This is a genomic window from Halorussus salinisoli (assembly GCA_005239435.1).
GTDB lineage: Archaea > Halobacteriota > Halobacteria > Halobacteriales > Haladaptataceae > Halorussus > Halorussus salinisoli.
In genome coordinates, this window is sequence record SZNP01000011.1 from 1 (window position 1) to 26,524 (window position 26,524).

At 58.2% G+C, this 26,524-nt stretch carries 19 protein-coding genes and 1 pseudogene; 12 read left to right on the top strand and 8 right to left on the bottom strand.

Annotated features, from left to right (window positions below):
* A pseudogene (locus E2484_RS23425) lies at window positions 1-954 on the bottom strand (hypothetical protein); the annotation flags it as partial.
* A 323-nt stretch (window positions 955-1,277) separates the two neighbouring features.
* Window positions 1,278-2,846 (bottom strand): glycosyl hydrolase family 28-related protein, encoded by a 1,569-nt coding sequence (locus E2484_RS23430; RefSeq protein WP_170977479.1) that lies wholly within the window; start codon window positions 2,844-2,846, stop codon window positions 1,278-1,280.
* Between the two features lie 388 nt (window positions 2,847-3,234).
* Between E2484_RS23430 and E2484_RS23435 the strand changes: the two genes are divergently transcribed.
* The 3 genes from E2484_RS23435 to E2484_RS23445 all read left to right on the top strand — a co-directional run bounded on the left by E2484_RS23435 (window position 3,235) and on the right by E2484_RS23445 (window position 6,793).
* On the top strand, window positions 3,235-4,266 hold the full coding sequence (locus E2484_RS23435) for a Gfo/Idh/MocA family protein (protein WP_137287629.1): 1,032 nt from the start codon (window positions 3,235-3,237) through the stop codon (window positions 4,264-4,266).
* Entirely contained in the window at window positions 4,263-5,264 is a 1,002-nt protein-coding gene (locus E2484_RS23440) for a Gfo/Idh/MocA family protein (protein ID WP_137287630.1), read from the top strand. Before E2484_RS23435 ends, E2484_RS23440 begins: the two co-directional genes overlap by 4 nt.
* 80 nt (window positions 5,265-5,344) lie before the next feature.
* Complete coding sequence (locus tag E2484_RS23445; RefSeq protein WP_137287631.1) at window positions 5,345-6,793, top strand: enolase-like domain-containing protein; 1,449 nt, start codon at window positions 5,345-5,347, stop codon at window positions 6,791-6,793.
* A gap of 321 nt (window positions 6,794-7,114) precedes the next feature.
* Here E2484_RS23445 and E2484_RS23450 read toward each other — a convergent pair whose 3' ends face one another.
* A complete protein-coding gene (locus tag E2484_RS23450) occupies window positions 7,115-8,953 on the bottom strand; it encodes an ABC transporter substrate-binding protein (RefSeq protein ID WP_137287632.1) in 1,839 nt (612 codons plus the stop codon).
* A 298-nt stretch (window positions 8,954-9,251) separates the two neighbouring features.
* Here E2484_RS23450 and E2484_RS23455 point away from each other — a divergent pair, with 298 nt between their 5' ends.
* The 5 genes from E2484_RS23455 to E2484_RS23475 all read left to right on the top strand — a co-directional run bounded on the left by E2484_RS23455 (window position 9,252) and on the right by E2484_RS23475 (window position 13,957).
* Window positions 9,252-9,653 carry a hypothetical protein gene (locus E2484_RS23455; protein WP_137287633.1) on the top strand — a complete coding sequence of 134 codons (402 nt, stop codon included), beginning with the start codon at window positions 9,252-9,254 and terminating at the stop codon, window positions 9,651-9,653.
* Between the two features lie 156 nt (window positions 9,654-9,809).
* Window positions 9,810-10,787, top strand: a complete 978-nt coding sequence (locus tag E2484_RS23460; protein WP_321113060.1) for an ABC transporter permease — start codon at window positions 9,810-9,812, stop codon at window positions 10,785-10,787.
* Window positions 10,774-11,778, top strand: a complete 1,005-nt coding sequence (locus tag E2484_RS23465) for an ABC transporter permease (RefSeq protein WP_137287635.1) — start codon at window positions 10,774-10,776, stop codon at window positions 11,776-11,778. The genes E2484_RS23460 and E2484_RS23465 overlap by 14 nt, the downstream gene beginning before the upstream one ends.
* A gap of 2 nt (window positions 11,779-11,780) precedes the next feature.
* Window positions 11,781-12,848 carry an ABC transporter ATP-binding protein gene (locus tag E2484_RS23470; protein ID WP_137287636.1) on the top strand — a complete coding sequence of 356 codons (1,068 nt, stop codon included), beginning with the start codon at window positions 11,781-11,783 and terminating at the stop codon, window positions 12,846-12,848.
* Window positions 12,845-13,957: an ABC transporter ATP-binding protein gene (locus E2484_RS23475; RefSeq protein ID WP_137287637.1), complete on the top strand. Its 1,113-nt coding sequence runs from the start codon at window positions 12,845-12,847 to the stop codon at window positions 13,955-13,957. Before E2484_RS23470 ends, E2484_RS23475 begins: the two co-directional genes overlap by 4 nt.
* 250 nt (window positions 13,958-14,207) lie before the next feature.
* On the opposite strand, the gene E2484_RS23480 is transcribed toward E2484_RS23475, so the two are convergent.
* Window positions 14,208-14,438 (bottom strand): hypothetical protein, encoded by a 231-nt coding sequence (locus E2484_RS23480; protein WP_137287638.1) that lies wholly within the window; start codon window positions 14,436-14,438, stop codon window positions 14,208-14,210.
* 891 nt (window positions 14,439-15,329) lie between these two features.
* Between E2484_RS23480 and E2484_RS23485 the strand changes: the two genes are divergently transcribed.
* Window positions 15,330-16,064 (top strand): fumarylacetoacetate hydrolase family protein, encoded by a 735-nt coding sequence (locus tag E2484_RS23485; protein WP_137287639.1) that lies wholly within the window; start codon window positions 15,330-15,332, stop codon window positions 16,062-16,064.
* Window positions 16,065-16,200: 136 nt separating this feature from the next.
* Here the strand turns inward: E2484_RS23485 and E2484_RS23490 are convergent, their stop codons facing one another.
* On the bottom strand, window positions 16,201-17,052 hold the full coding sequence (locus tag E2484_RS23490; RefSeq protein ID WP_321113063.1) for a M55 family metallopeptidase: 852 nt from the start codon (window positions 17,050-17,052) through the stop codon (window positions 16,201-16,203).
* A 263-nt stretch (window positions 17,053-17,315) separates the two neighbouring features.
* On the opposite strand from E2484_RS23490, the gene E2484_RS23495 reads away from it, so the two are divergent.
* The gene (locus E2484_RS23495; protein WP_170977480.1) at window positions 17,316-18,218 is read left to right on the top strand and encodes a Gfo/Idh/MocA family protein; all 903 of its coding nucleotides are present in this window, start codon (window positions 17,316-17,318) and stop codon (window positions 18,216-18,218) included.
* On the opposite strand, the gene E2484_RS23500 is transcribed toward E2484_RS23495, so the two are convergent.
* Complete coding sequence (locus E2484_RS23500) at window positions 18,212-19,267, bottom strand: Gfo/Idh/MocA family protein (protein WP_137287641.1); 1,056 nt, start codon at window positions 19,265-19,267, stop codon at window positions 18,212-18,214. The two genes, E2484_RS23495 and E2484_RS23500, sit on opposite strands and share 7 nt — an antisense overlap.
* Window positions 19,268-19,269: 2 nt before the next feature.
* On the bottom strand, window positions 19,270-20,250 hold the full coding sequence (locus E2484_RS23505; protein ID WP_137287642.1) for an LLM class flavin-dependent oxidoreductase: 981 nt from the start codon (window positions 20,248-20,250) through the stop codon (window positions 19,270-19,272).
* A gap of 185 nt (window positions 20,251-20,435) precedes the next feature.
* Between E2484_RS23505 and E2484_RS23510 the strand changes: the two genes are divergently transcribed.
* Entirely contained in the window at window positions 20,436-21,443 is a 1,008-nt protein-coding gene (locus E2484_RS23510; protein WP_137287643.1) for a hypothetical protein, read from the top strand.
* Window positions 21,444-21,729: 286 nt separating this feature from the next.
* Here E2484_RS23510 and E2484_RS23515 read toward each other — a convergent pair whose 3' ends face one another.
* Window positions 21,730-23,004: a bZIP transcription factor gene (locus E2484_RS23515; RefSeq protein WP_137287644.1), complete on the bottom strand. Its 1,275-nt coding sequence runs from the start codon at window positions 23,002-23,004 to the stop codon at window positions 21,730-21,732.
* Between the two features lie 388 nt (window positions 23,005-23,392).
* Between E2484_RS23515 and E2484_RS23520 the strand changes: the two genes are divergently transcribed.
* Window positions 23,393-26,518 carry a heparinase II/III domain-containing protein gene (locus tag E2484_RS23520; protein ID WP_170977481.1) on the top strand — a complete coding sequence of 1,042 codons (3,126 nt, stop codon included), beginning with the start codon at window positions 23,393-23,395 and terminating at the stop codon, window positions 26,516-26,518.
* Window positions 26,519-26,524: the final 6 nt, after the last annotated feature.

Below are 26,524 nucleotides of genomic sequence, written 5' to 3' on the forward strand. Positions count from 1 at the left end.
CTCCCCCGACTCAGCCGTGACATCCGTCTCGGCTTCTGCCTCCTCGGCTGGCTCTGACTGGGTGCTAACTGCATCGGCTGCTCCCTGGATTCCGCAACATCCCTCGATTACGTCGACGAACGCCGGGACGTGGTCTGTGAGAGAATCGGGAGTCACCTCCGCGACTTGGACGAGCGCATCTAGAGCGGCCGCGCGGACCATCGGATCGCGATCGTCGACGAGGTCCACGAGTTCGGTCACCAGCGACGCAGCGATCGACGGCCGCTCCTCGGCGGCCGTCGCTATTGCGCGAACAGCCTGGTGACGGAAAGCTGCCGATAGTTCGGCATTCTCCGCCTGGACGGCGGGTTCCTCATGGATGCCCGTGGCCGAGTTTCCCGTGCCACTGGTCCGCTGCCCGTACTCCCACACCAGTGTAATCAGTTGGTTGGCGAGTTCATCGACTGCCTCAGGCGCGGTTCCGGCCACCGCTACGAGGACGCGGGTAGCCCGCTCGCGGGTTGCGACGCCGTACTCGCCAAGGACGTACTCTTGGACAGCCGGCACGGCTGGCTCGAGTGCTTCTGGATGGCTCTCTCCGACGGCCGAGAGAGCCATTAACGCTGGATTCCGTGCGTAGTCGAAATCGCGCTCGATAATCTCGATGAGGGCTGGCACCGTTTCGACTAGCGCTTCGGGGTGACGGTCGGCCAGTTGGGCTACCGTCATCGCTGCCCCGTTTTTCACCGCTCCTTCGTCAAATCGCAAGCGGTCAGCGAGGTGGTCCGTAGCCACCCCGATGCATTCTGGGCGCGCCTCGACGAGTGTCGAGAACGCTTGCGCCGCGTTATGGCGAACTGCTTCGTCCTCGGTCGCTAAACAGGCGACAACCGCCCCGACGTCGACCTCTTCGGGACTAGACTCCGCCAGCTCTGCGAGTTCCTTCGAGCGTTCCCAACTCGTCTCGTGGTCCATCGGCATTGTTCTTATTCTCGGACAGTACCGCGTAGGGAAATAGGTGTCGGCAGTCTCCCGTTCGCAACAGAGGGGGAACCGAATACCCGCTCGGGAATATACGGACTGCATAGAACGAGATTACGTCGGAGTTCGGGAAGGCGGTACTTGGAACCGAATCGACGGCCGATGCCGTCTCGGCCGCGGCACAGCGCGTCACTCGGCTCGTCGAGCCTGCGTCGACCCCCGTGACTGAGGCCGTTAATGGTGGCAGACTCCAGTACCGATTCTGTCGTTGCGAGAGTATACAACCGTGATAAACCACGTTCGCTTTGGTCGTTCGTTCACGACGATTTGTGCCGTGAGGGCACGTTGGTAGCAATCACGACCCCCTGACCGTCCGGTAGATTGTATGCGTCACCCGGCACATCCCCGGTGACTACGTTCTCGGAGACGACAGTACCCTCCGTGAACGCGGCCGAAATTCGGAGACCATGTTCGGCGTACTCGCGCATCCGAAGCTGGTTTCCGCTGACCCTGAGTCCGCTGACCGACCCTGTTCTGTTCACGACGTCGATGGCGTAGCCTGACAGTCGATAGTCGTCCAGCCAGTCGAGATTCAGCTCGTAGGGGGTCTTCAGTCGGACGAGGTTGTCGGTGATTTGGATGTTCTCCCAGGCGAGGTCGGATACCCAAAACGGCAGCGGGCCGACAGGGTTGCGAATCGAGAGCGGTCGGCCCGAAAGCTGGCCGAAGACGTTGTCGGCAACCGTCAGCCCACGAATCTGGGTGGAGGTGATTTCAACTCCTTTCCCGTACACCGTATCGAGGTAGTACCCGGTGATTCGATTGTCGGAAATGGAGACGTCCTCGAGGTGTTGGCGTGCGACGATCGCGGCGTCCGTCGAGCGATAGAAGGCGTTGTCGTCGATGCGGAACCCGCTGACGTTCTCGAGGGCAACCCCGATTGCGCCACTGTTGCCGATCGTGTTGTCGACGACATCCACAAACCGCACTGCGGCGAGTTCGCCACCCGATTGTGGCATCCGGCCATTTCGGAATCGGACCAGTGCGTCGGTCGCGCCGTGGTGATCTTCGATCGTGTTCCCTACGATCTTCCAGGAGGCGACAGTTCCGCCCTCGGTCACGTCGGCGAGCAGAATGTTCCGGATGCCGTCTTTCTCGGCGATTCCCCCTTCTAGGTCGTTGTTCGCGATGTGGACGTTGTACAGTTCGGCTGCGTCGGCGAACAGGAGAATCTTCGAGTAGCCCATGAAGTTGTCAGCCACAACTGTTTGGTGGAGGTTACAGCCGTTCCAGTGAATCCCGTAGTGCTGATTGTCGTGGAAGTGGTTGTTCCGGACGAGGACGTTCCTGCTCGTATCGACGAACTCGATGCCGGTGTCGAGGTTGTGGAACCCACAGGCCACCACCTGCAGTCCGAACACGTTCTTGATTTGCAACGCCGTACCCACGTACGGTTCCCTGATACCTCGGTCCGAGTAGAACTGTAACCCGGTCACGATTGGTTGAACCTGCGTACGATAGAGGTTCTGTCCGCGGGCATTTGGGGGTGCGGACCCGTCCGTCGAATCACCGACAATCTCGAACGCAACTCGGTCGTCGTCGAGTACGATGTACGCGTTCTCGCCAACGACACGATGCACTGAATCGACGTCCACAGTGACGGTGTGACCCAGCCGGTACGTTCCGGGACCGAAGTAGAGAACCCCGTTATCGTCGATGTTCTCTACGGCTGCTTGGATTGCCGCCGCGTCGTCTGTCTCGCCGTCGCCTGTCGCTCCCCAGGCCCGCACGTCGACGACGGGGTAGGATTCGATATGAAGGTCGTCAACTGTGAATGTCTCTGCTTGCGTTAGGTCGTCGGCCTGAGCAGTTGCAGACGGTTGCACGTTGTCGGTCTCCGATCCAGTGTTCGGGCGTCTCAAGGGCGAGTACCGTCCTCCGCTCCGCGCGCCGAGACCAAGCGCCGCAGACCAACCGATGAACTCGCGACGGGAGAACTCAGCACTATCTTTCTGGCACTGGGGGTCGTTCTCGTTCTTTTCAGTCATCGTTGTTTGACTCTCGGTTACAGTTTGATTTAGGGAGGCAAATAGGTTGTCAAGGTGTGCGAGATAGTTACCGTATTCCTCCCTAGCGACTGCAACTACGAGACACGAAGCACATTTCGTAGCGTAACTCCGAGCGTACCGGTTGTTCTGTTCCACTGAGCGTGGATTATCTCGCCGCAGTGGCTGGGCCCAATATTTATCCACCCGGGCCACACCTGTTCGACCAATGCAGCAAATTGGTCTCGTTGGGCGTGGCTTCATGGCTACGGTCAACGCTGTCCGATACGAATCACTCCCCGGCTGTGAAGTGACTGCGGTCGCCTCCCGTTCACCACCGACCGAGTTCGTCGAACGGTACGCTCCCGACGCGGATGCATACGGGGACGTGGAGACAATGTTTGACAAGGCAGAACTAGATGCAGTCGACCTCTGCACGCCGACGGACACCCACCGGAACCTGGTGGCATCCGCGGTCGACCGGGGACTGGCCGTTCGCTGTGAGAAGCCCCTTGAACGGACCGTCGCCGACGCCGAAGCGACCGCCGACGTCGTCAAGTCTGCAGACGTCCCATTCCTTCCGGGGCACGTGGTCCGGTTCTTCCCCGAGTACGACAAGGCGCGGAGTCGCATCGCAGAGGGTGTGATCGGTGACGTCGGGAAGGTGCGGACGTTCCGCCAGTCGCCGGTTGTCGGTCTGAGTGACTGGTTCGGTGACCGAAATCGAAGCGGTGGTGTGCTCATGGACCTCGGCGTTCACGACTTCGATTTTCTGCGGTGGGTCTGTGGCGATGTCGAACGGGTGTACGCCAACCGGTCGACCTGGGACGGCAACGAGTATTCGCTGACGACGCTTCGTTTCGCCAACGGGACGGTCGGCCACGTTGACCTCCGGTGGCCGGCTAGCACCGAGGTTCCGTTCGTTACGCGGTTCGAATTCGCGGGCACCGATGGACTGATCGAGTTCGATAGCACAGACTCGAACTCTATCGACGTCAGAAGCCTCGGAAGTGACGGGGGGCCCGACCGCGATCCGATCGACATCCCGCTCGCAAAAGACCCCTACTACCGTCAACTCGAGCACTTCCGGGACTGTATCACAGGCGAGGCCGACCCGAAGGTAACGATCGACGACGCCGTAGCAGCAGTGCGAATCGCGACGGCTGCGCTCGAATCCGCCAAGACGGGTTCTCCCGTCGCCATCGACGACACTGAGAAGTCGGGTTCGGTAACACCCGGTCGCGGAGGTGACGGTCGATGACGACACCGCTCGGCATCCTGTCGACTGCCCACGTCCATGCAGGTGGATTTGCGACAGCGCTCGCTGCTCTCGACGGTGTCGAGTTCGTCGGTGTCGCCGACGACGATGAAACGCGCGGTCGGGAGGCCGCAGAGCGCCACGACGTCTCCTTCATGAAACCGGACGCACTCCTTGACACGGTCGATGGCGTAGTCGTCTGTTCGACGAACACGACCCACGGCCGATGGATCGACGCCGCCGCAGATGCGGGCGTGGACGTCCTCTGTGAGAAACCTCTGGCGACCGAGGTATCCGAGGCGAGACGGCTCGTCGACCGCTGTGACGATGCTGGCGTCTCGCTGGGGATGTGTATGCCTCTTCCGTTTACAGAACCGGCCAAGAAGGCGAAACAGGCGTTTGAGAACGGGGAAATCGGCGAACTCACAATCGCGACCGGGAAGAACCGAGCACGGCTCCGAAACCGTCACGTCACCGGCTGGTCGGCGAATCCGGAACACGCTGGTGGTGGCGCTGTTATGGATCATACCGTTCACATCGTGAACCTCGTGCGAAGGATCACCGGTCGCGAGGTCGCGACCGTCCATGCCGAACTGGAGACGATGGAGTCGGACTTGGTTGTCGAAGACATCAACATCCTCTCGATGACACTCGATGACGGTACTCCCTTTACTCTCGATGGCTCGTGGGACCGGCCAGAGTCTTGGGACTATTGGGGAGATGCGACGTTGAACCTCATCGGTACTGACGGTGAGATCAGTCTGGACTGCTTCGACTACACGTTCACTGAGACCAGTGACGCAGGTGAACTGACCGGAATCAACTCGATTTACTGGGGAGAGGAACCGAATAGGAAGCTGATTGCAGATTTCGCCGACGCGGTTCGCGAAGGACGGAATCCACTCGTAACTGGCCGCGATGGACTCCGAGAGGCCGCAGTCTGCATCGCGGCCTTCGAGTCTGCCGAGCGAGGCAGACCCGTCGATGTTGACGTTCCCTGACGTTGAACTTGACCCGCTCTGGACTTGGCTTTTACTGGCTTCCCTGAACCTATTTATCGCGCGTCCCCATACTCCAAGATATGATCTCGGTTACGGACACTCGCGGCTACATGTTAGACATGGAATTACGGATGCCGTTTCACTTCGGCGACACCGAACTGACCGCGCTCCCACACCTTTTTCTCGAAGTCGAAGTGGACATCGACGGGACCCGAGAGCAGGGGCTTGCCGCCGAGGGGCTCTCCCCGCTGTGGTTCGTCAAAGACCCAGACCTGACGTTCACAGATGGCCTCGACGATATGCTCGCAGTCGTCGAGCAGGCGTCCGCATTCGCAGAAACCGCAAACCCAGCCGAAACTGTCTTCGATTGCTGGTACGACTGCTACGAACGGACACGGGAGTGGGGCGAAAAGTCCCCCCATCCTGCGCTATTATGGGGATTCGGTCCCAGTATGATCGAACGTGGATTGATCGATGCGTACTGTACCCACGCAGGGACGACCTTCGGCGAGGCGCTACGTGCCGGCGACTTCGGGATAGACTTGGGGACGATTTATCCCTCACTGTCGAACCGGACACCCGCAGAATTCCTCCCGGATGCCCCGTGTCGGTCGCTGTCACTCCGCCATACCGTGGGATTCACCGATCCACTCACCGACGCCGACGTCGGCCCGGGCGAGACACTTGACGACGAACTACCACAAACGCTGGCCGAGTACGTCGAAGCTCAGGAGCTGACCCACTTTAAGGTGAAGCTCAGCGGTGACGGAGACGCCGACGTTGACCGGCTTCGACGGCTCGCGGAGTTCTTCGAGGAGCGGTGCGAGGAGTACCTGGTGACTCTCGATGCTAACGAACAGTACGGGGACGCGTCGGCGTTTAAAGCCCAGTGGCGGCGCTTCGAGGCTGCCGAAGGTGTCGATTCACTGCTCAACCACATCCGCTACGTCGAGCAACCGCTAGCGCGCCACGAGGCCTTCACGACGGAGACGGAATCGGCGTTCACTGACTGGGAGGACGGTCCGTCGGTCATCATCGACGAGTCCGACGCCCGTGTCGACAGTCTCGGCCGCGCTCTGGAGTGTGGATACGCCGGTACCAGTCACAAGAACTGTAAGGGGGTCTTCCGCGGCGTCATCAACGCGTGTCTGCTGGCGGCGTCCCGAGAGCGTGATCCGGACGGGGAGTATATCCTCAGTGCTGAGGATCTTACGACGGTCGGTCCCGTGTCGCTGCTTCAGGACCTCGCAGTCGTCGCTCAACTCGGCGTCGACCATGTCGAGCGTAACGGCCATCACTACTTTACGGGCCTGAAGATGTTGCCCGATGACTACCGCGACCGCCTGCTGGCAGGACACGGTGACCTGTACCACCGACGGGAGAGTGAACTGACGACTCTCACCGTCGAAGACAGTCGTATCGACATCGGCTCAGTGGTCGATGCGCCGTTCGGCTACGACGTCACGGTCGACCCGGAACGATTCACCCCCGCATCAGAGTGGTCGTTTACCCCAGACTCCACGGAGTAGGTCACAGACGGACCTTGTTCGCCGACACTCTGAGGCTTAAATCATCGGAAAACCGCAACTGGGCGCGAATCGTGTGGCGGTCTTCGAACTACCGGAACCGTCCAGGGCACAGAATTTGGGACATCGCGGCCGGGAAAGAGAGCCTTTCGCAGGACTCGGTATCCAATCTAGATTGAGAGCCGCTTTCTCACCCCAGTTCTCTCGTCGTTGGTTGGTGACGATTACGCTGTGCCGGTTGAAAGCGCGTCAAAGGCCGGCAAACCGTAGCTACGAGAACGAAGCCCGTCAAAACTGGGGCTGATCCCCGGATTACTGGTGATTCTACTTGCGCTTGGGCGTCACGCTACCAGTCCGCCAGCCGGTCCGCCACGGATACTTAGGCCCGCGCAGGACCTCCTGTCTCGACGGCCAATTCCAGTCTTTCGTGTCTGCCCAGTGGTTGTGCGTACCGGTCCAGGCTTGCGGGATGCATCCAGTCTGGTTCCACGCCCACGAGAGCAGGTCAAGTCGCTCCTGGAACTCGTCCTCGGTGACAGCCGAACCCAGTTTATTGAATTCCTTCAGGATGTTAATCTCCTCTATGCTCCCGTTGGGGTCGCCGACGGGCATGGGGACTTCGAAGTTCTCCACGTCCTTACCCATGGGTTCGACGTACTGATCGATTCCAGGGTCCCACTCCCACTGCATCTGATACCAGGGGTGGGCCGGTCCTGAAGAGGCGCCCCACCAGCTGACGAACACCTGGAAGTCACCGTTGAAGAAGTCCTCCGCCCAGACGGAGGACTCTTTGGTGTCGATTTCGGCTGCGATGCCGAACTCCTCGAGCTGGTGTTTGAAAGGCGTCTGGTACACCGGGTCACCGGTGTTATCGAGCACTATTTTGAATCGCTCGCCGTTCGGACGGTACCACTTACCGCTCTTCTTTGTGTAGCCCTCTTTCTTGAGCAGTTGCGTTGCCTTTTCTTTGTCGACCTTTTCGTTGTATTGGTTGATGTTGTTCTTGACTTTGTCAGAACACCAGTCCAAGAAGTTGTGGCCGACCGGTGGCGGAGTGAACAATTGCGATGGGTTAGACGACCCCGACTGTGTCCGTTGGATGTCGTGCATCCAGCAGAGGGCCTGTCGAACGCGGTACCGCTTAAGGTCGTAGTCGTCGAAGTTGAAGAGGAACCCGTACCCACCGACAGATGGAATCTTATCGTGTCGAATATGGTCCGGGAACTGCTTCGCGACTTTCGGGTCTGCTGAACCGACTACGCCGTCGACCTGATCGTTCCGCATCTTCGACCAGGGCTGGCCACCTTCTTGACCCCAGAACTCGAATCCCGGAACTGTCACGTGCTCAGCGAAGTGATATTCGTCGTGTTTCGACCCGTTAACCTTTGAGACAGTTGCTCCGTCGAATTTCACCGGCCCGTTTCCGATAGGGCTGGTGATTTTCTTGCTACTGAGGTCTTGCTTTACCTTCTCCTTCTCCTCCTTGTTGGAGGCCTCCTCGAACCGCTTGAGGTACTGTTTGTATTGCTTTGGATGGGTGTCGATCCTGACGTTGAGAAGGACCGTCTTCAATAGGTCCTTGTTCATCGGTTCTGGCAGGGTCAGTTCCACCGTTTTCTTGCCGGTGGTGTTTACCTTGCTGTAGAAGCTCGACGAAGACCCGTCAGTATGCTTTTCGAGTTTGAACTTGAGCGCGACGTCTTCTGCCGTAACGTCTTTTCCATCATGCCAGGTTGCATCCGGGTGGACGTTGATTGTCACCTTGTTTTCGGTGACTTCCCAGCTTTCTGCGAGCCCCGGCTCGTAATCGCCGTCGCGCCGTTTCATCGCGAGTCGGTCCCAGAAGATGGTGTTCGTTACCCACGCACGGTTCTGATTGTTGTAGTGATTCCACTGGAGTTCGTTCGGAAGGACACCACCACGGATGCGTGACGAGAACGTGCTGTCAACTATTTCACCTTTCGACTCTGTGGCTGTATCTGTCTCTTCAGAGGGTTCTTCTCCGTCGTCCGAAGTCGTCGAAGACGAAGTTGTCGTTGTCTGATCGGATCCTCCAGAACACCCGGCCAATACGCTGCTAGCTCCAGTTGCACCAGCCATCTGCAACCATCGGCGTCGCGAGATGGACTGGTTGCTCCACCTGCTGTTACGGTCGCTTGCCATGTTACGTCCCCGAAAATCGTCTACTACAACTTATAACTATTTGAATAAATTAGCTCAGGAAAAGAAATATTAATAGTTAAAAATAGCTCAAAATACATTATTGCACTTTTTCTCCGGGTATTATTACCCAAAGAGGGCCGATTGAGATGTGCAACCTGTTAGCAATTTCTATGGACTCCCCCCATATTAGTAGTAGTCAACGGGTGACCCTTTTATTCTACATGCTAAGCTCCGTAGAAGAACTAATGAGGCCAAAATCTGAGTTAGATTTATAAGTCCTCTTACGCACACAACGACCATGCAACGTCGAGCGTTCATCACCGCAGGTACATCGGTCGGACTGGTCGGGCTTTCCGGATGTCTCAGCGGCGGGTCGAAGAAGTCAGTAGAGGTCTCTAACGTTCAGATGAAACGAAAGAACGACGGGGAAACCACAGAAGCTGTCGCTCTCGTTGGAACGGTAAAGAACGTGGCCAGCAATCCAATCAACCCGACGGTGACGGTTACGTTCATCAGAAAAGGACAGACCCTCAATCCGGTCGAGACGGAACTCGGGACGATTCAGTCGGACAAGTCGAAACAATTCCAAGTGGAATCAATTGAGATGGGGCGGACGGCCAGCCAAATAGGCGGATATAAACTCAAAGTTACTGCAAATGAGTACGAGTATACGACGAAGGCGACGCAAACTCCTGAGTAAGTGGTTAACAGTCATCGATTAGCGAGAGCAGTTAACTTCTGAAGTTCTATTCATGTGTATATTTGTAGTAATATATATCACCAAAAAGTATAACCCTCCTGCTGAAAAACCAAACGCTGCGCAATGAATAAGTGGTTCATAAATCGCACATTGCAGATGTTTGTCACCATTTTCGGGGCAATCACCGTTGCATTCGCGATCATCCGTCTTATGCCAGGCGGACCGATTGCGTACATGCAAGCACAGATGCTTCAACAACAATCCTCGAAAAGTCTCACGGCCATCCAAAACCAGATACAGACGTACACAAATATCAATCCGGCCGACCCACTCCACGTCCAGTATCTGGAATACATGATGCATATACTTCAGGGAGACTTTGGAAAATCGATTTGGTACGGACGGCCAGTGATAGATATTCTCGGCGATGCGCTCCCATGGACCATCTTCCTCTCAGTCGTCTCACTGGCTGTGACCTTTTCGTTCGCGATCGTCCTTGGGGCCGCAATGGCCTACTTCGAGGGGAGCCGGTTCGACTTCGGCAGTTCGTCACTGTCGATCCTCCTGACGTCGATTCCGTTCTACGTTGTCGCAATCGTGCTCCTAGCGGTGTTCGGGTACTATCTCGAATGGTTCCCGACCCAAGGGCGGGTCTCTCAGACGATCGACCCGGGAATCACGGTTCCATTCCTCACATCGATTCTCTACCACGCTGCCCTGCCCTTGACCGCGTTAATCATCGCCGGATTCGGCGGAACAGCACTCTCGATGCGAGGTAACAGTATCCGCATTCTCGGAGAGGACTACCTCCGAGTTGCTCGCCTCCGCGGGCTTCCGGAGAAACTCATCGTCCTCCGATACGTGGGCCGGAACGCACTACTTCCGCTGTACACCAGCTTGATGATCCGAATCGCGACTATCGTCGGCGGATCTATCATTCTCGAAACTATCTTTACATATCCTGGAATGGGTTGGTATATGAACCGCGCCTTCCAGACGCGTGACTACCCCCTCTTGATGGGGAGTTTTCTCTTAACAACCACATTGGTCATTCTGGGAATCTACGTTGCTGACCTGACCTACGGCAAAATCGATCCGCGAGTTGAACGAGGTGACCACCGTGAGTCGTACTGACGAGACCGAATCATTTGACTTCGAAACCGTATCGAGCGTCCAGCCATCTCGAAAGGAAAGATACCGCCAAATCGCCGATGAGTATGCATTCGCGCCCTTCCGGGTTCTTTGGAGCGACTACCGGGCTCGAATCGGCTTGGTAATCATCGGATTCTACGCTTTGCTTGGAACACTCGGCGTCGTGGTCCTCGATCCCCCAGTGTACCATGGCGGCGAGAAGCACCTTCCACCGCTGGTGGACATGACTTATCCCCTGGGTACGGACAATCAGGGACGGGGGTTACTCCGACAGACGGTCCACGCTACACCGCCGATGCTGAAAATGATAATCAGCGGTGCGCTGTTCTCAACCGGCGTGGCAATGCTCATAGGCACGGTTAGCGGCTACAAGGGCGGGATATTCGATCGGGCCTCGATGTACCTCGTCGACATCGTGATGACCATCCCGAGCCTGCCACTCATCATCATCTTGGCCGCGACGATCCAACCGGAAGACCCGGTTGTCATCGGGTTAGTGCTCTCGCTAACGGCTTGGGCGGGACTTTCGAGAACGATCCGATCGCAAGTCCTCTCCCTCCGAGAGAAACCGTATATCGAGAGTTCACGGACCATAGGGCTTCCGACATCCACCATCGTCCTGAAGGACGTCACGCCAAACATCATGCCGTACGTGATGGTACACTTCGTCCAATCCGCACGGAGAATCATCTTCGCGTCGGTTGCCCTGTACTTCCTCGGGTTCTTACCGCGAACCGGAGGTTCGGCGGCGAACTGGGGCGTCCAGCTCCAGAACGCCTACAACAACGGTGGCCTGATTGCGCCCTCGTTGTACTACTGGTTCGGTGTCCCGATGGTTGCCATCGTGACGTTGTCGTACGGCCTAATCATGCTCGGCCAAGGCACCGACCGGATCTTCAACCCCCGTATCAGGGCTCGCCATGCAAAGACAGTTGAAGACAAGAGTGAAGAGGTCACTTCGGAAACCCACTAACCATGACGATACAACACACAATGTCGGCACAGCAAGAACAGACAGACACGGTGCTGGAAGTTAGAGACGTGACGGTACAGTTCGACATGGACCGCGGCGAGTCTCGAGTTCTTGATAGCGTGAGCCTAGATATCCAGCGTGGGGAGATTCTGGGCATCGTCGGCGAGTCAGGGTCCGGCAAGTCGATGTTTGCGTCGTCGCTCCTTGACGCAGTCGTCGAGCCAGGAATCCTCACTGGTGAAGTCACCTATTATCCACCAGACGACGAACCAATCGACGTCTTGGACCTCCCGAAACGAAGGCTGCGTGAGCTTCGTTGGGAGGAGATTTCGATGGTGTTCCAAGGCGCGATGAGTTCGTTCAATCCGACGACGAAGATCCGGACTCACTTCGAGGAGACGCTACAAGCCCACAAGTTCGACGTCGAAAAAGGCATGGAACGCGCTCGAGAGATCCTATCGGATCTCTACCTCGATCCCGATCGCGTCCTCGACGTTTATGCCCACGAGCTGTCCGGCGGAATGCGACAGCGAGCACTCATCGCGCTAAGTTTGGTACTCGAACCGGAGGTACTCGTGATGGACGAGCCGACAGCGTCACTCGACTTGCTCATGCAACGTTCGATTCTGAAAATGCTCGAGAAAATCCGTGACAAGTACGACCTCACGCTGGTCTTCATCACTCATGACCTTCCCTTAGTTGCTGAGCTGTGTGACCGGCTCGCAGTAATGTACGCTTTCGAATTCGTCGAGGTCGGCGAGTGTGACACGCTAATCAGGGACGCAGCTCACCCGTACACCCGTGCGCTACTGAACGCGACTCCAAATCTCAACACCCCTGTTAAGGACATGGACCCGATCGAAGGCTCTAGTCCAGATCCAGTCGATAATTTGTCGGGATGTTCTTACCACCCTCGGTGCCCAATCGGTGACAAAGAATGCGTAGCAGAGGACCCTGACTTCTACGAGGTCGGAGATGACCAACAGGCGGCCTGTCATAAGTGGGAGCGCTCCCTAGAGGAGATTCCGTTGAGCACCCAGGCACATGCCGAGATGGAGGGAGAACAATGAGCTCCAGCAGCGACGACACGGTCATCTCCATGGACGAGGTCGAAGTTCACTTCGAGGAGAACTCTGGACTACTAGGGATGTTCTCCGACCCCGACACCGTCCACGCTGTCGATGGAGTGAGCATTGACGTGCCAGAAAACGATATCCTCGCGCTTGTCGGCGAATCCGGCTGCGGGAAGACTACGCTCGGAAAGACCGCTATTGGGATGCAACGGCCCACAAGCGGCTCGGTTCAGTTCCGAGGCCAGGACATCTGGAAGGCCAAAGACGGCGAAGGTTCCGTCGACATCCCGTACGACGACATCCGCCGCGCTCTTCAGATTATCCACCAGGACCCAGGGAGTGCACTGAATCCCTACCGGAAAGTGCGGAACAATCTCGCTGAGCCACTCAAACACCACTACAAAGACCTAAGTAAGGAAGACCGAACGACGCGCATCCTCAATATGCTCGAGGCTGTCGGGATGACGCCGCCGACCGACTATGCAAGCCGGTACCCCCATCAGCTAAGCGGCGGCGAGAAACAACGGATCGCGCTCATCCGGGCACTCATGATGAACCCCGACCTCATCTTGGCCGACGAGTCGGTGAGTGCGTTAGACGTTTCACTCCGAGTGGAGATGATGGATCTGATGATCGAACTGCAGAATCAGTTCAACACCTCGATTCTGTTCATTTCCCATGACCTTTCTAACGCCCGGTATATCACGAGCAAGGCTGACGGACGTATCGGAATCATGTACCTCGGTAAACTGGTCGAGATTGGGCCACCTGAGCAGATCCTCAACAATCCACAGCACCCCTATACTAAGGCGTTGCGTTGGTCCTCGCCGGACCTCGGCGTCACCTCGTCAGACGGGGAACTTCCAATGCGGAAAATCGACATCCCGGACCCGATTAACCCGCCGAGTGGCTGCCGGTTCCACACCCGCTGTCCTGTCGCACGAGAGGCCTGCACCAAGACGCTGCCAGAGACCACTGAAGTCGAAGGCGACCACGGGCATGAAGCGGCCTGCTTCCGGGTCCAGGACGATCACGAGTACTGGGACAGTGCCTCGCTCGAAGACACTGACGATGAAGAGACCTACGCGGAACGATTCGCAGATTGAGTGAGAGGCTAGCGAACCACCTTCTTCCACCCCTGCCCTACGTACCGAAACCGCTTCTCCGCTCTTTCCACCTCACGAATCCCTACACTGCTCAGCTCTGTACTAGCACCTACATCCTTGGCCGAGAGACTAAACTTCGTAGCGTAGTCAGGAGCATCAACTCTCGATCCATCGACCTCGTGGTACTTCGTCACCGTGGTAATGGCTGCTGACTGCCCAGTACCGGTGCGCCGGTCGAGTGATTGAGTAGTCAGACCTGTTTCATCCACCAGACCACTGCGTACACGACCGCAGTGTACAGGATGGTAAAGAGGGCGATCGTCATCGTGATTCCGGCCTCCGAATTGAGACCGTTGGTCTCTAGGTAGATGGCAATCCCGACAAGGATGATATTCAGGACGACGACTCCGAGGACCCACACGCGCTGGAGTGGTTCTGGGAGCAGGCCTTGTAGATTCGGCCGGTTCAGTTGTTCGAACATCCTATCAAGAAACACCGAATCCGGCGCCTTAATTGTACCGGATGCGTGAACTTTGATGGCTTCTCACGGGCGCGAATTTCTCCTGTTTGGCCACCAAGTTTCCCGGCCTAAAATGGAATATACAACTTCCCGCCCACAAGAGGGAGACCGTCAGTCCGAGTGGATTGCTCCGATAGGCCACCATGTTAACTTATACCAAACCAGGAATATCATCTTCTTCCTTAGTGAAGTGTTGACAAAACCACCCTCTGTTTCGCTATGCTAAACCGCTCTCCCATCCTCTAACGTTTAGATGATCGATAAGAGCGGACAATACAGTGGAGTAGCAAGTCCGTTACAGTCCTAATTCTGTAACACCATTGTTTGGGAGTGCCAAACACCGTGTGAACTTCCTGCGGGTCGGAATAGGCTAAATCACAATCAGTGGTAGCCAGGAGGACTGCTTGTTTATCCGAACACGGGGGTTTGATGACTGTGAGGCCAGAAAACGAATTTAGTTCGTCGTCCGATAGGCCGACCGGACACCGATTCTCTCTGTTGTGAGTCGGCCCACCACCTATTGTTTCGCATAGCCAAACAAATCGCGGTCGGGCTCTGTCGTCACCGGTGATGAAGCGATAGCCTCCGCGATACAAGTGAGTTGCAGGATGCCTCGAACGCCAGACGGGGAGCCGCAACCCCGGTGAAGAAACCTCACACTCAGAACGCGAACCGAACTCGTGTTGGAGACCCTCCCTGACGTCGTAAAAACGACCCTGCTAATTCGAGTGAACTGTCATGGTAGACCGTTCATCGCTTGTACGCTGTTTCACGGACGCGGACGCGTAACCAACACTCTGGATTGTGGGAACCGAAAGAACGTTAACGTGGCCTGCGAAGGAGCAGTTGTTCATGCACAAGGTGCAGTTTCGCGATGCGACGGGAATCGTTCGACGAGGTAAACGAACTAACGACGGATTCGTAGCCGGCGGAAAGACCTACGACCCGGCGGCAGTCGATGTGCTACCGCCGACTGACCCGACGAAAGTAATCTGTCAAGCTGGTGGATACATCGATCACCGTGAAGAGTCGGGCTTCGAGGACCGTCCAGAGCGCCCTGAACTATTTGTGAAGACGCCCAACTGCGTAGTCGGACACGGAGACGCTATCGAACTCCCACCGGGGCGTGAGACGGTTGAATTCGAGGCTGAATTCGCGATCGTCATCGCCGATCAGTGTCGTGGCGTTTCCAAGGATGAAGCGATGGAGTATGTCGAGGGGTTTACTTGCGTTAACGATATCAGCAACCGCGACGACCAGCAACAAGAACGTAACTGGGTACGTGGGAAGGCATTCGACGGCTCGTTGCCTGCAGGGCCCGTCGTCGCAACTCCCGACGAAGTCCCGGACGATGCTCGTCTCGTCCTCAGACGCAACGGTGAAGTTGAACAGGAGACGACCCGCGAACACATGATCTTCTCCGTGCCGGAACTCGTTGCAGACGTATCTGAGCTCATCACGCTCGAACCCGGTGACCTCATTGCAACCGGAACCCCGTTCGGTCCTGACGACCTGCGGCCAGGCGACATCATCGAAGTCGAATTCGAGGGCGTCGGCACTCTCCGGAACGAGGTCACCGAACGATAGGCTTCCACTCTTGGCGGTGCTTTCACAGGAGAACGACAAGTAACGCCACTGGCGGTCACCCTCCAGATTTGGTATTCACCTTCCTCGCTGCGTGGTCGTCGAATCGACCTAGACGAGGATTCGAATTTGCCGGGATTCAGAGAGCGTAGTAGAACTCCTTTGGCGGGTTAGTGAGGTCTACATCACCTTCGATGCGAATCGTATGTTTGTCTACGCGAGTGACGGCGTTCTCCCGCCACCAACCGTCCCCTTTCGGAGGTAGCGGGTCAAGGTGACGAATCTCGAGTTCGTAGGGAGGGTGGTACCGTGTATACGGTTCGAACTCGTCTAACCGAGTAACCGCTCGGGCCGCTCCTTCTCGGATACGCTCGCAGGCGACGTCACTGTCGAGGTGGTCCGCTGCTTCTTCGCCTTTACCCTGTTTCGTGGCGACCGTTTCTATGTCGGGAATAAACATCTCCGCTTCCTTACAAGCTTTGTCGTCCCCCGAAATGAACACTGTCGGAACGTCTTGATGACCGGCTACCAGCGCTCGGCAAGCGAACTCGCCGACGTAGGACCCGTTCAGCTTGTAGTACGCTACGTTGCGGGACGAGTACGTGTGGCGCAACGGCGCGTCGACGGTCCCTGCCATCGCGTGCTGACCGACGAACAACATCGCGTCGTACCCGTCAAGTTCGAAGTAGGGTCGTCCGTTGTCTGTGAACGTGGCGTCGTCGGTCACGTCTTCGCCCCGTAGTCCGCCAGAGCCGTGACCGTCCCACACGGTGACCTCAGCGTCAGGGGACGTTTCTTGGATGCCAGCAACTGCGGCGTTCGTCTCACGAGCGAGTTGTTCCATAGCGTCGGCCTTGTGCTCTGGGTCAGCGGTACGGGTATATCGAAACGAGTCCAGCCCGGCGATGCCTTCCAGGTCGGTCAAGACGAATATCTTCATGTCACGGAGTGGTACCCCCTGGTCAAAATACGTTTCCCTACCGCGTTTCAAAAACCAACTTCGACCATTGATTTTCCATCCAGTAGTCTGCCGTGTCTTCCTCCGTGAGGAGAACCGGATGCGGGTTGCACTCGTCGGACCGCCGTCCGCTCGCGGGCACCTCAAGAGACGGCGTTCATCACTGTCCGTCAGGATTACAGAGCGTGGAGTACTCCGTTTTCTGCTTCATCCGTGTTAGTAGCCGCGGTGATAGAAGTACAATACTTGGGGAGACCTTCAGGTGGGGTGGATTTAAGTGTCCGTCACTCTGACTTGTGGGAGAAGAGATGTTAACTATCGGAATACTTGGGCTCGACACGAGCCATCCTGAGTCTTTCGCAAAGATTCTCCAGCGCCGGGACGGGGCCACCGTTTCAGCGGTCTGGGACGGCGGTGACGTTCGCTCCGACGAGTACGTTACCGAGTTCTGCGAAACCTACGAAGCGACTCGCTACGACAACCCCGCCATGATGGCCGAGTCTGTCGACGTCGCGATGGTGCTCACTGCAAACTGGGAAACCCACCTTCCCCTGGCTCGGCCGTTTCTCGATGCGGGCGTCCCGACACTCGTGGACAAGCCGCTTGGCGGAACTCTGGACACCATCGATGGATTCGAACAGGCCGCCGAGAACGCACCGCTGTTCGGTGGGTCGGCCGTACCGTTCCACCCCGAAATTGCGGCCCTTCCGCGGTCCGCGTCCGAACGGACACTATTCGCCGCGGGGTACAACGACTATTACTACTATCGTGTCCACCTCGCAGATACTGTCCGCCGTATCGCGAACGCCGACTGGTCTCAGGTCGAACCGATGACCGATCTCGGCACCTCGGTTCGAGTGACGTTCGACGACGGGCTAAACACCGTCGTGCGCTTCGACGGACCCCATAAAGACGGCACGTTCGGTGTCCTCGACGTGGCAGACCAGACACGTGCGGTCGAAATCCCCGGCACCGAGGCGGCTCTCAAAAAGATGTATGAACAGTATATCGATGCTTTCCTCGACACCGCGCACCGAGAGCGTGACGACACGGACACCCTCGTCGACGCCTCACGGCTTGCACTCGCTATCGAAGCAGCACTGAAACAAAATACGACCGTTACGCCGGATTCGAACTCACTCGACGAGGTCCGCCTAAACGGTGAGGCGTTCCTCGACGACTACTCTCCGTACTACTGAACTTCGACCCATTCGCCGGACGACGCAGACTCGTACACCGCGTCGAGTACCCGGAGGACACGGAGCGCGTCGTCCACGTCGGCAGGTACCGCCGCGTCACCACGTCGGGCGGCAAGGAACTGCTTGAAGAACGACAGTCCCCACGACCCACCGTAACCGGGCGTGGAATCGTACTCGTGAGTGACAGTCCGGTGTGGCGTGCTCTCCCAGCAGTCGGCATCGAGTTCGAGCGTGGTCTCGCCGTCGAATCCGAAGGTCGTTCCCATCGGGTCCCATGAACACCGTCCCTCGTCACCGTAGACGCGAAGCTTCGTGTCGTACCGTCCGTCCCGCAGGAAATACCCGGCAGTGAGTGTGCCGACCGCCCCTGATCGGAGCTCGAACTGAACCACCGCACCGTCCTCGACGTCGACGGCGTCAGTGTCGTACGAAAGCGATGCATGTACTCGAACGACCGGGTCGTCGAGTATCCATGGCAGGAGGTCGATCCAATGGACGCCTAACCACTGGACGATACCGCCACGGCTCTTCTCACGGTCGAAGAGATAGTGACCAGTCGCTCTCGCCTCGAGCTTCGAGGCAACGAACCGCAGGTCGAACACGCGTACATCCCCGAAGAAGCCGTCTGCAGCGCGCTCGCGGAGCTCCTGCGATATCGGATGCCCCCGCCAAGTATACGAGAACCCGACGGTTACATCATCACGGCTGCGGATTCGGTCGGCAACCGGTTCGAGTTCTGCTGCTGTTCGGGCAGCGGGTTTCTCGCTAAAGACGTCGACTCCGCGATCAACCGCTTTCTCGATGGCAGCGGGCGTATCCCGATTCGAGAGCGTGAGCCAGACTAGATCGAGCTGTTCGGATGTGCAGGCCTCATCAATCGACGAGTACCACTGTGTTTCTGAGAGTGACTCTGCACCGACGTCTGCAGGGATGTTCCCGTCCGGGTCGACCGCTGCCACTACTTCTGCATCGTCCAACTGGTCGATGCTCTCCAGATACGGATTCCGATGATGGTGGTCGAGGCCTACGTAGCCGATTCGAACCGTCATCGTTAGAACGCCGGGAGAACCTCTTCACCGAGACGTTCAAGACACGTTAGCGCCGACTCCTGGGGCTGACCAGGGAACTGGATACGGACGAGTATCTGGTCGACGCCCATCTCCTCGTACTCGCGGAACTGCTCGATGCACTCAGCAGGCGTCCCGATGACGAACTTTTCGGCGAGTTCGTCCCAGTCAACTTCCACCTCGTGCTCGTCCATGTATGTCTGGCCCCACCGTGCATACCACTCGTAGAGGTTGAGGAGGTACGGCTGGACAGTCTCTCGGGCCTTCTCGGCGGAGTCACCGACGAAGCAGTCTCTCATGAGCACGACGTCGTTGTTCTCGCGGTCCATGCCGAACTCGTCGAGCGCCGCTTCGTACGTCTCGATCTGCTCGGAGAGGTCCTCTTTCGTCGAGGAGGCAGATGCGATCCATCCGTCACCACGGTACGCGGCGCGCTTGATAGCGACGTCCGCGTGGCCGCCGATCCAGACCGGAAGATTGCTCTCGGGTTGTGGCCGAACGAAGACGTCGTCGTAGTCGTGAAAGTCGCCGTGATGATCGATTGGCTCGTCTGCTCGCCAGAGGTTTTTGAGTAACTCGATGGATTCGATGAACTTCCCGACCCGCTCGTCCATCTCGACACCGAACGCGCCGAGTTCGCGATTCCGATAGCCGAGTGCCGCTCCAAAATGCATCGTCCCGCCCGCGAAGCGGTCGATCATTGCAACCTGCTCTGCGAGGCTCAGCGGGTCGTGAATCGCGGGTAACATGGCTGCTGTCCCCACATCGAGGTCGTCGGTCTGCGACGCGATGGCCGCAAGGCCGGTTACCGGATCCACGAACCCCTCTTCGTGGACGTGGCGTTCGCCCAGTGTGGCTGTGTCGAATCCAACATCCTCCATCAGTTCGGCCTGTTCGATCAGGTCAGATTCGTCGAACTCACTCTCGGGATGATAGTATTGGTTGAGGAAGACGCCGAACTTCATCGCGCCACCTCCGCCTGCATTACAAGAGACTGTCTTTGCACATTCATGCGTTCGTGGTTGCAGAGCGGGAATTATATAATTTACCCCGACGACTTCAGCACAATGCGCAACGAGCAGTTCTTCTGATACAGGCCACTATTTACCGGTACTTTGATGCAGACCGACTCCGACTCATTGAACGAAACATGACTGGGAGGCCAGAGACAGGTACCAGCTACTTCGGTGTCGGTGACCCGGCACACGCCGTTCGCGACCTCGACCGATTCCGGGAAGCAGGACTCGACGCCATCCTCCACACGTTCAGCGAACGCGACCGCGAGTACAACCGCAAGTCCGTGCGCGAAATCGTTGCGGCCAGCGCCGACCGCGGATTCCGCACCTACGTTAATCCGTGGGGCGTCGGCGGTGTTTTCGGTGGAGAAGCCTACTCCGCGTTCGTCGCCCGACAGCCTGATACGAGACAGGTCCGGAACACGGGTGAACGGGCGCCCGCGGCGTGCTTCAACCATCCGGATTTTCGGGAGTACATGCGCGAGTGGACCCGCGACGCGGCAGCGCTCGGCGTCGACGTGGTGTTCTGGGACGAGCCGAACTGGCACGTCCCGGCGTGGGACGACAAGGGTGCACCCGAGGACACGTGGTGTTGTCGGTGCGACCATTGTCGCAAGTGCTACCGGGACCAGTACGACGAGCCAATGCCCGCGACCGAAACCGAGGAGGTGTCTCGATTCCGCGAGGAGTCGCTGGTCGACTTCCTCGAGGAGGTCATGGCAGTCGCGGCCGACGCAGGTGCCGCTAACGCAGTGTGTCTGATGCCGGTCGAGACGACCGATTATGGATTGCGTGACTGGTCGCGGTTAGCCGCGAGCAATCATCTCGACATCCTCGCAACTGACCCGTACTGGCACGACGCTTTCGGGAGTACGGATAAACCTAAAGAGTTCGTGGGGTCCTTCGCAACGAAAGTCAACAACCTCGCTGCGACGAACGATCTCGAAAGCCAGATTTGGATACAGGGATTCGATCTCCCTGCGAACGCGGCGGACGACGTTCGACGGGCCACTCGAACTGCCGTCGACGCTGACGTCGACAGCGTGTTCATCTGGGGGTATGACGGGTGCCGAACAATCTCCGAGATCGCGTGCGAGGAACCGGACGCGGTCTGGAACGCCTACGTCGACGAACTCCCGTAACCAGAGAGCGCCCCGCTGTCTTGCTGTCCCGTTCGACACCCTCCGCGTCTCGTTCGTCTTCCGCGTCGGTCCGCGTGAGAGACATCGCCAGCGGTCTCTCCATCGACTCGTGCGAGGTCCTGTGGCGACGGCGGCGTTGTGAGACACGGGCGACGACGGGCGGCTCTGCCGTTCGTTTCGTCGGTCAGACGGGTCGCTTGTACTGCAGTAAGTCGCACTCGGACGTGTGTTCGCGGTGGACGATGAGGGTGAAAAACTCCGAGCGGGGAACGGACCTGACTGCAATTCAGTACGCCGAGGAGTCGTTGACCTTGACAACCGACGTCGTGCCTTTGGCGAGGGGCACCGAGGACCCGCCGGGGACCGGGTGACAGGTCTCGTCCTCAATGAACACCGTTTGCGCGTCCACGACGTTGGCGAGCGCGCTCTTGACACCGACATATTCGATGTTTCTGAGGGAGATGCGGTCGTTGGAGTCCATCGGGCGGACGACCCCCGTCGCGTTGTTGACGTAGACGCCGTCGAGAGTGGCGTGCGTGCCGCCGGATTTCGTGTTGAGGAGCCACTGGTCGTCGGGGGTGACATTACTGTCCTCCTCGAATTCTGCATAGCCGCCGTACATCTTGAGCGACTGGACGTCGCGGGCGCGGATCCCGTAGTAGCAGCCTTCTATCGGGTACTGGAGCGTGCAGCCCATCAGCGTGATGTCTGTGTCGCCGGAGCTGACGTCAATCGCGGGTTTAGCGAAGTACGTCGCGTCGCACCCGAACAGCCGGAGCGAGTTATTCCCCCCGCCGTTGTCGACGGTCTTGATGAGGCCGGCGTCGTGGGCTGTGCAGTGCTTGAAGGTTGCTGAGAACGACTGGTAGTCGTCGTTGGTGGAATCCCTGTCGTATTTGAACGCTCTCCCTTCTTTGTTGTCGGTCTTGACGCACTGGAGGTTCTCGAACATATGATTGACGCCACCCCTAAGTTCGGCGATGCCGGCGCCGCCCCACACCGAGAAGTCTCGCATGCAGACCCTGGTCAGGTTGTCACTGCCGCCGGGCGGGTCGATAACGAAGGCGCGCGTACCGGACGGCGGTTCCAGGATTGTGGCCTTCTGTCCGTGGCCCTCTATCGTGACGTTCCCGTTAACGGTGACGGGATAACTGTCGCCGGGCGTGAAGTCCGCCTGGATTACGACCTTTCCAGCCGGAAGGCTACTGCCGTACGGGGTACCGATTGACGGCAGGTCATTGAGTGCGGCCTTGATGGTCTGGAACCCGTCGTCGCCCACGTAGCGGACGTAGTTGACCCGGGGGATGTCGATACCGTCTTTACCGGTCTCCAGCAGTCCGTCGCTGTCGGCGTCGGCCCACTCGGCCGCGGATGCGGTACCGCTTGCTGCGCTGAGGAGGGCGCCGCCTCCGAGCGCACCGAGTACCGTGCGGCGGGTGCTCTTTCCAAGCAACTGCTCGCCCTGGTACTGGCGGAGCTGCTCATTTTCTGCTTTGAGCTGCTCGACTTCACGTTCTAACCTGTCTATTCGGCTGTCGGAAGGGTCAGATTCACTGCTCATGGTTGATCGCTAGTCGCACCAGACGCCACAGGTTCTGTCCTAGCAGGACTGCACTACCGCTCTCCCGCTGAGGCGCTTCGATGACGCCCGGTTGTTATTTCATAACAACACACATGATAAAAATCTTTCCATGAAATTATACATACATTAGAGTTCTGAAACGCACCACAGAACCAGAGAGACACGTAGATACCGGTGAAGTCGCCGTCTCTCCAGGTCACTATCGCAGTACTCGGCAGGGGATTCGCTGTCGCCACCAACAGATAGCCGTAGTGGTCTCCTGACGGTGGGTCGCCGTTCCCCGTTCCCTTTCCGTGTCATCCTGGCGCCAGAGGGATGATTTATGGGTGTGGTCCCGCTATTGATTGCACGACGAGGCAACAGCCGAATGTCGAACGATCAATACAGCAAGACGCGAAGCACGTACTACACGTCCGAACGGATAGCTGCGGCAAGAAGGAACGTCCAGACCGAACCCTGGGCGGCGGACCTCCGCGACGAGGCAGTCGAACAGGCCGAAACTGCTCTCGATAAGGGACTCGATGCACTCTGGAATGAGGTCACCGGCCAGAAAATCCCGCGGAGTCTCACCCCAGGGGATGGCACTCAGCGAGAGCGGTGGACGCCCGTGTCCGACGAGCCCTGGGCACTCACTGATGGAGACTGGGTACTTCCTACGAACGACTTCGCCGCGTACCGTGGAAGCGGGCGTGATGAACGAGGCGTCTTCGATCCTGAACTCGCCGACGATGACCTCCTCATCAACGAGCGGTATCCTGACAAGGGTCCTAACTGGGGCGTCGATGACGGCTGGGGATGGGTTGACGAGAACGGCGAAATCGGTGCCGCTGGAACTCGCTTCGTTCCGGTTGCAGCCTACAATCACTGGCACGTCTGGTACGTCCTCCGTGACACGGTCGTGGCTCTCCGCGACGCATACCTATACACCGGTGAGCATCGCTACGCCCGCGCAGGAACGGTCATCCTCGACCGGCTCGCCGACGTCTACCCCGACCTCGACATCTCGGCATTCGATCTCGATCGATTCAAGAACTCCCACGGTGGTCCCGGTGAGGGGAAGATGGTCGGCGCAATCTGGGAGACGAACCTCGTCCGAGACTTCGTGAGCGCCTACGACGCCTTCTTCCCGGCCCAGGACGGTGACGAGAAACTAATCACGTTCCTCTCAGAGAAGGCGGATACGTACAGCGGTCTCCCTCCCAAGGAGTCAGTCGCGTCAGTTCGACGTAACGTCGAAGACGGTCTCGTTCGACAGGTTCTTCCCGGCATCAAAAACGCCCAGATTCACGGAAACCTCGGGATGCACCAGTCCGCCCTCGCGATGTCGGCCGTCGTTCTAGACGAACCTGAGGACTACACCGGCCGTGCCCTAGAGTTCCTTTTTCAGGCGGGCGGCCTCCGAGACGAAGATGACCGGCCGTGGGAAGTCGCGGACGACGATATCGGAGAAGCACGCGAGCGAAACTGGCGTGTCACCGGCGGCAACGTCGAGACGGCGCTGGTCGACCGCATCGACCGCGATGGCTACGCAGACGAGTCAGCACCGAACTACAATGCCATCATTCAGAGCCAACTCCTCCGAATCGCGGACATCCTCGACGCGTACGACGGGGCTGACAACGCCGACCTGTACGATCATCCGAAGCTGTCGAAGGTAGCGCAAGCGCACTTCCCCCTACTGATGTTGGGTCAATACATGCCGTCGATCGGCGACAGCGGGAAAACAGGCGACCCTGACACTCTAATCGGCCCACGGAAGGCACTTCGCGGCTACGAGGCGTACGGCGACGATGAGCTTGCGCGTGCTGCTCATCTGCTAAATGGGCAATCAACTGAGGGACTCCATGGAGACGTTTTCTCGTCGGACGCTGGCGAAATCGCCGAGCAAATCGAAGCAATCGTCGACCGCGACGGGACCTACGACCCCGGAAGCTGTATGCTCCCCGATTACGGCTTCATCGCTCTACGAGACGGCGATAGAGAACAACGCGAACGGAGCCCACCCGACGGTTTGATTCCCGACCGGAACGAAACCAGTTCAGATGGCCGACGTGGTGTCTGCCAGTTCTTCGGTCGGAACAGCATCGAGACCGGAACGAGTCACTCCCACCACGACACCCTGAACATCGGGCTCTACGCGCACGGTCTCGATCTCATGCCCGATCTCGGTTATCCGGAGTTCACTGCTGATTGGCCGAAGCGTATCCAGTGGACAAAAAACACCGTCTCACATAACACGGTCGTCGTCGACGCCGAACGCCAACACCCTCAGACGGTCGGCGTCCCGCAGCACTTCCACAACGGGACCGACGTGCAGATTGCCGACGTCAAGGCGCCAGCAGTTTATCCCCAGACTGACGCCTATCGGCGGACGACCGCGATGATTCGAATCGACGCCGTGGACTCGTACGTCGTCGACTTCTTCGACGTCGATGGTGGAGATGACCATCTCTATAGCCTCCACGGTGCAGCAGGCTCGGTGGAGACCGTCGGGATCGAGTCCGAGGAGGTCCCCGGGACCTACGCCGGGGAAAACGTCTCACGACCGAGTTCCGGCGAGGTCACTGACTACGACGAACGGGTCGGCAGTGGGTTCAACTACCTGACGGACGTCAAGCGTGACGAGGAACCGCCATCGCCATTTAGCGTCGAGTGGGACATCGTGGACACGTGGGACGTCCGGGAGGATGACGTAGACGTACGACTGCGCGCGACGGTCTTAACAGACTGCGACGATGTGGCCCTCGCAGACGGGGAGCCGCCGACAAACAAGGATGGGAACCCCGAGTCGATTCAGTACCTGCTCTGTCGGCGGCGGGGCAAGGACCTGAGCTCGACATTCACGTCGGTCCTCGAACCGTACGAGGGGAACCGACGGGTCGAGCGTATCGATCCAGTGTCAGTTCATAACGCCGACAATGCAGCGGCTGAGGCGGGGACTGCAGCCGCCGCGCGTGCGGTCCGGGTCGAACTTGATAGCGGTCGCGTCGATTATCTCGCTCGAGCGCCCGGCGACGGGTCAGTGACCGTCGGTGACGCGTTCACCTTCGATGGCTTCTTTGCACGCTACTCGACGGACGGCGATGGGCCGAGTGCAGCAACACTCGTCGATGGTACGAGTCTCCAGTCTGCGTCGACGGGAGAGACGCTTCTCGATCGCCCGGTTCCTGTGCGGTTCGAGGGACGGGTTGTCGATTTCACACGTGAGATGTCGAGCGAGAATCGAGTGGTGGTCGACCCGGCAGTTAGTGCCGACGTCGAGGCTGCCGTCGGTGATTACCTCTACGTCGATATCGAAGGGGACGCCAATGGCGTCTATCCCATCGAAGATATCGCAGCGACCGAGGATGGAACCCTCTCGGTCGATATTGGTGGGATGACCCCGATACGGCGGTTCGTCAACCCGTCGGAACCGGAGAAGGGATACGTCTATAATCTTGCTGAGGGTGCTTCGGCGAGGTCGCCCGGCGTGGCGACGTGGACTCGAGACTAATTTAGA

Bases quoted from the DNA above. Each gene is read 5' to 3' on its own strand.
- E2484_RS23435 (WP_137287629.1), top strand. From the start codon at position 3,235: ATGCAGCAAATTGGTCTCGTTGGGCGTGGCTTCATGGCTACGGTCAAC.
- E2484_RS23440 (WP_137287630.1), top strand. From the start codon at position 4,263: ATGACGACACCGCTCGGCATCCTGTCGACTGCCCACGTCCATGCAGGT.
- E2484_RS23445 (WP_137287631.1), top strand. From the start codon at position 5,345: ATGATCTCGGTTACGGACACTCGCGGCTACATGTTAGACATGGAATTA.
- E2484_RS23450 (WP_137287632.1), bottom strand. From the start codon at position 8,953: ATGGCAAGCGACCGTAACAGCAGGTGGAGCAACCAGTCCATCTCGCGA.
- E2484_RS23455 (WP_137287633.1), top strand. From the start codon at position 9,252: ATGCAACGTCGAGCGTTCATCACCGCAGGTACATCGGTCGGACTGGTC.
- E2484_RS23460 (WP_321113060.1), top strand. From the start codon at position 9,810: ATGTTTGTCACCATTTTCGGGGCAATCACCGTTGCATTCGCGATCATC.
- E2484_RS23470 (WP_137287636.1), top strand. From the start codon at position 11,781: ATGACGATACAACACACAATGTCGGCACAGCAAGAACAGACAGACACG.
- E2484_RS23475 (WP_137287637.1), top strand. From the start codon at position 12,845: ATGAGCTCCAGCAGCGACGACACGGTCATCTCCATGGACGAGGTCGAA.
- E2484_RS23480 (WP_137287638.1), bottom strand. From the start codon at position 14,438: ATGTTCGAACAACTGAACCGGCCGAATCTACAAGGCCTGCTCCCAGAA.
- E2484_RS23485 (WP_137287639.1), top strand. From the start codon at position 15,330: ATGCACAAGGTGCAGTTTCGCGATGCGACGGGAATCGTTCGACGAGGT.
- E2484_RS23500 (WP_137287641.1), bottom strand. From the start codon at position 19,267: ATGACGGTTCGAATCGGCTACGTAGGCCTCGACCACCATCATCGGAAT.
- E2484_RS23505 (WP_137287642.1), bottom strand. From the start codon at position 20,250: ATGAAGTTCGGCGTCTTCCTCAACCAATACTATCATCCCGAGAGTGAG.
- E2484_RS23510 (WP_137287643.1), top strand. From the start codon at position 20,436: ATGACTGGGAGGCCAGAGACAGGTACCAGCTACTTCGGTGTCGGTGAC.
- E2484_RS23515 (WP_137287644.1), bottom strand. From the start codon at position 23,004: ATGAGCAGTGAATCTGACCCTTCCGACAGCCGAATAGACAGGTTAGAA.
- E2484_RS23520 (WP_170977481.1), top strand. From the start codon at position 23,393: ATGTCGAACGATCAATACAGCAAGACGCGAAGCACGTACTACACGTCC.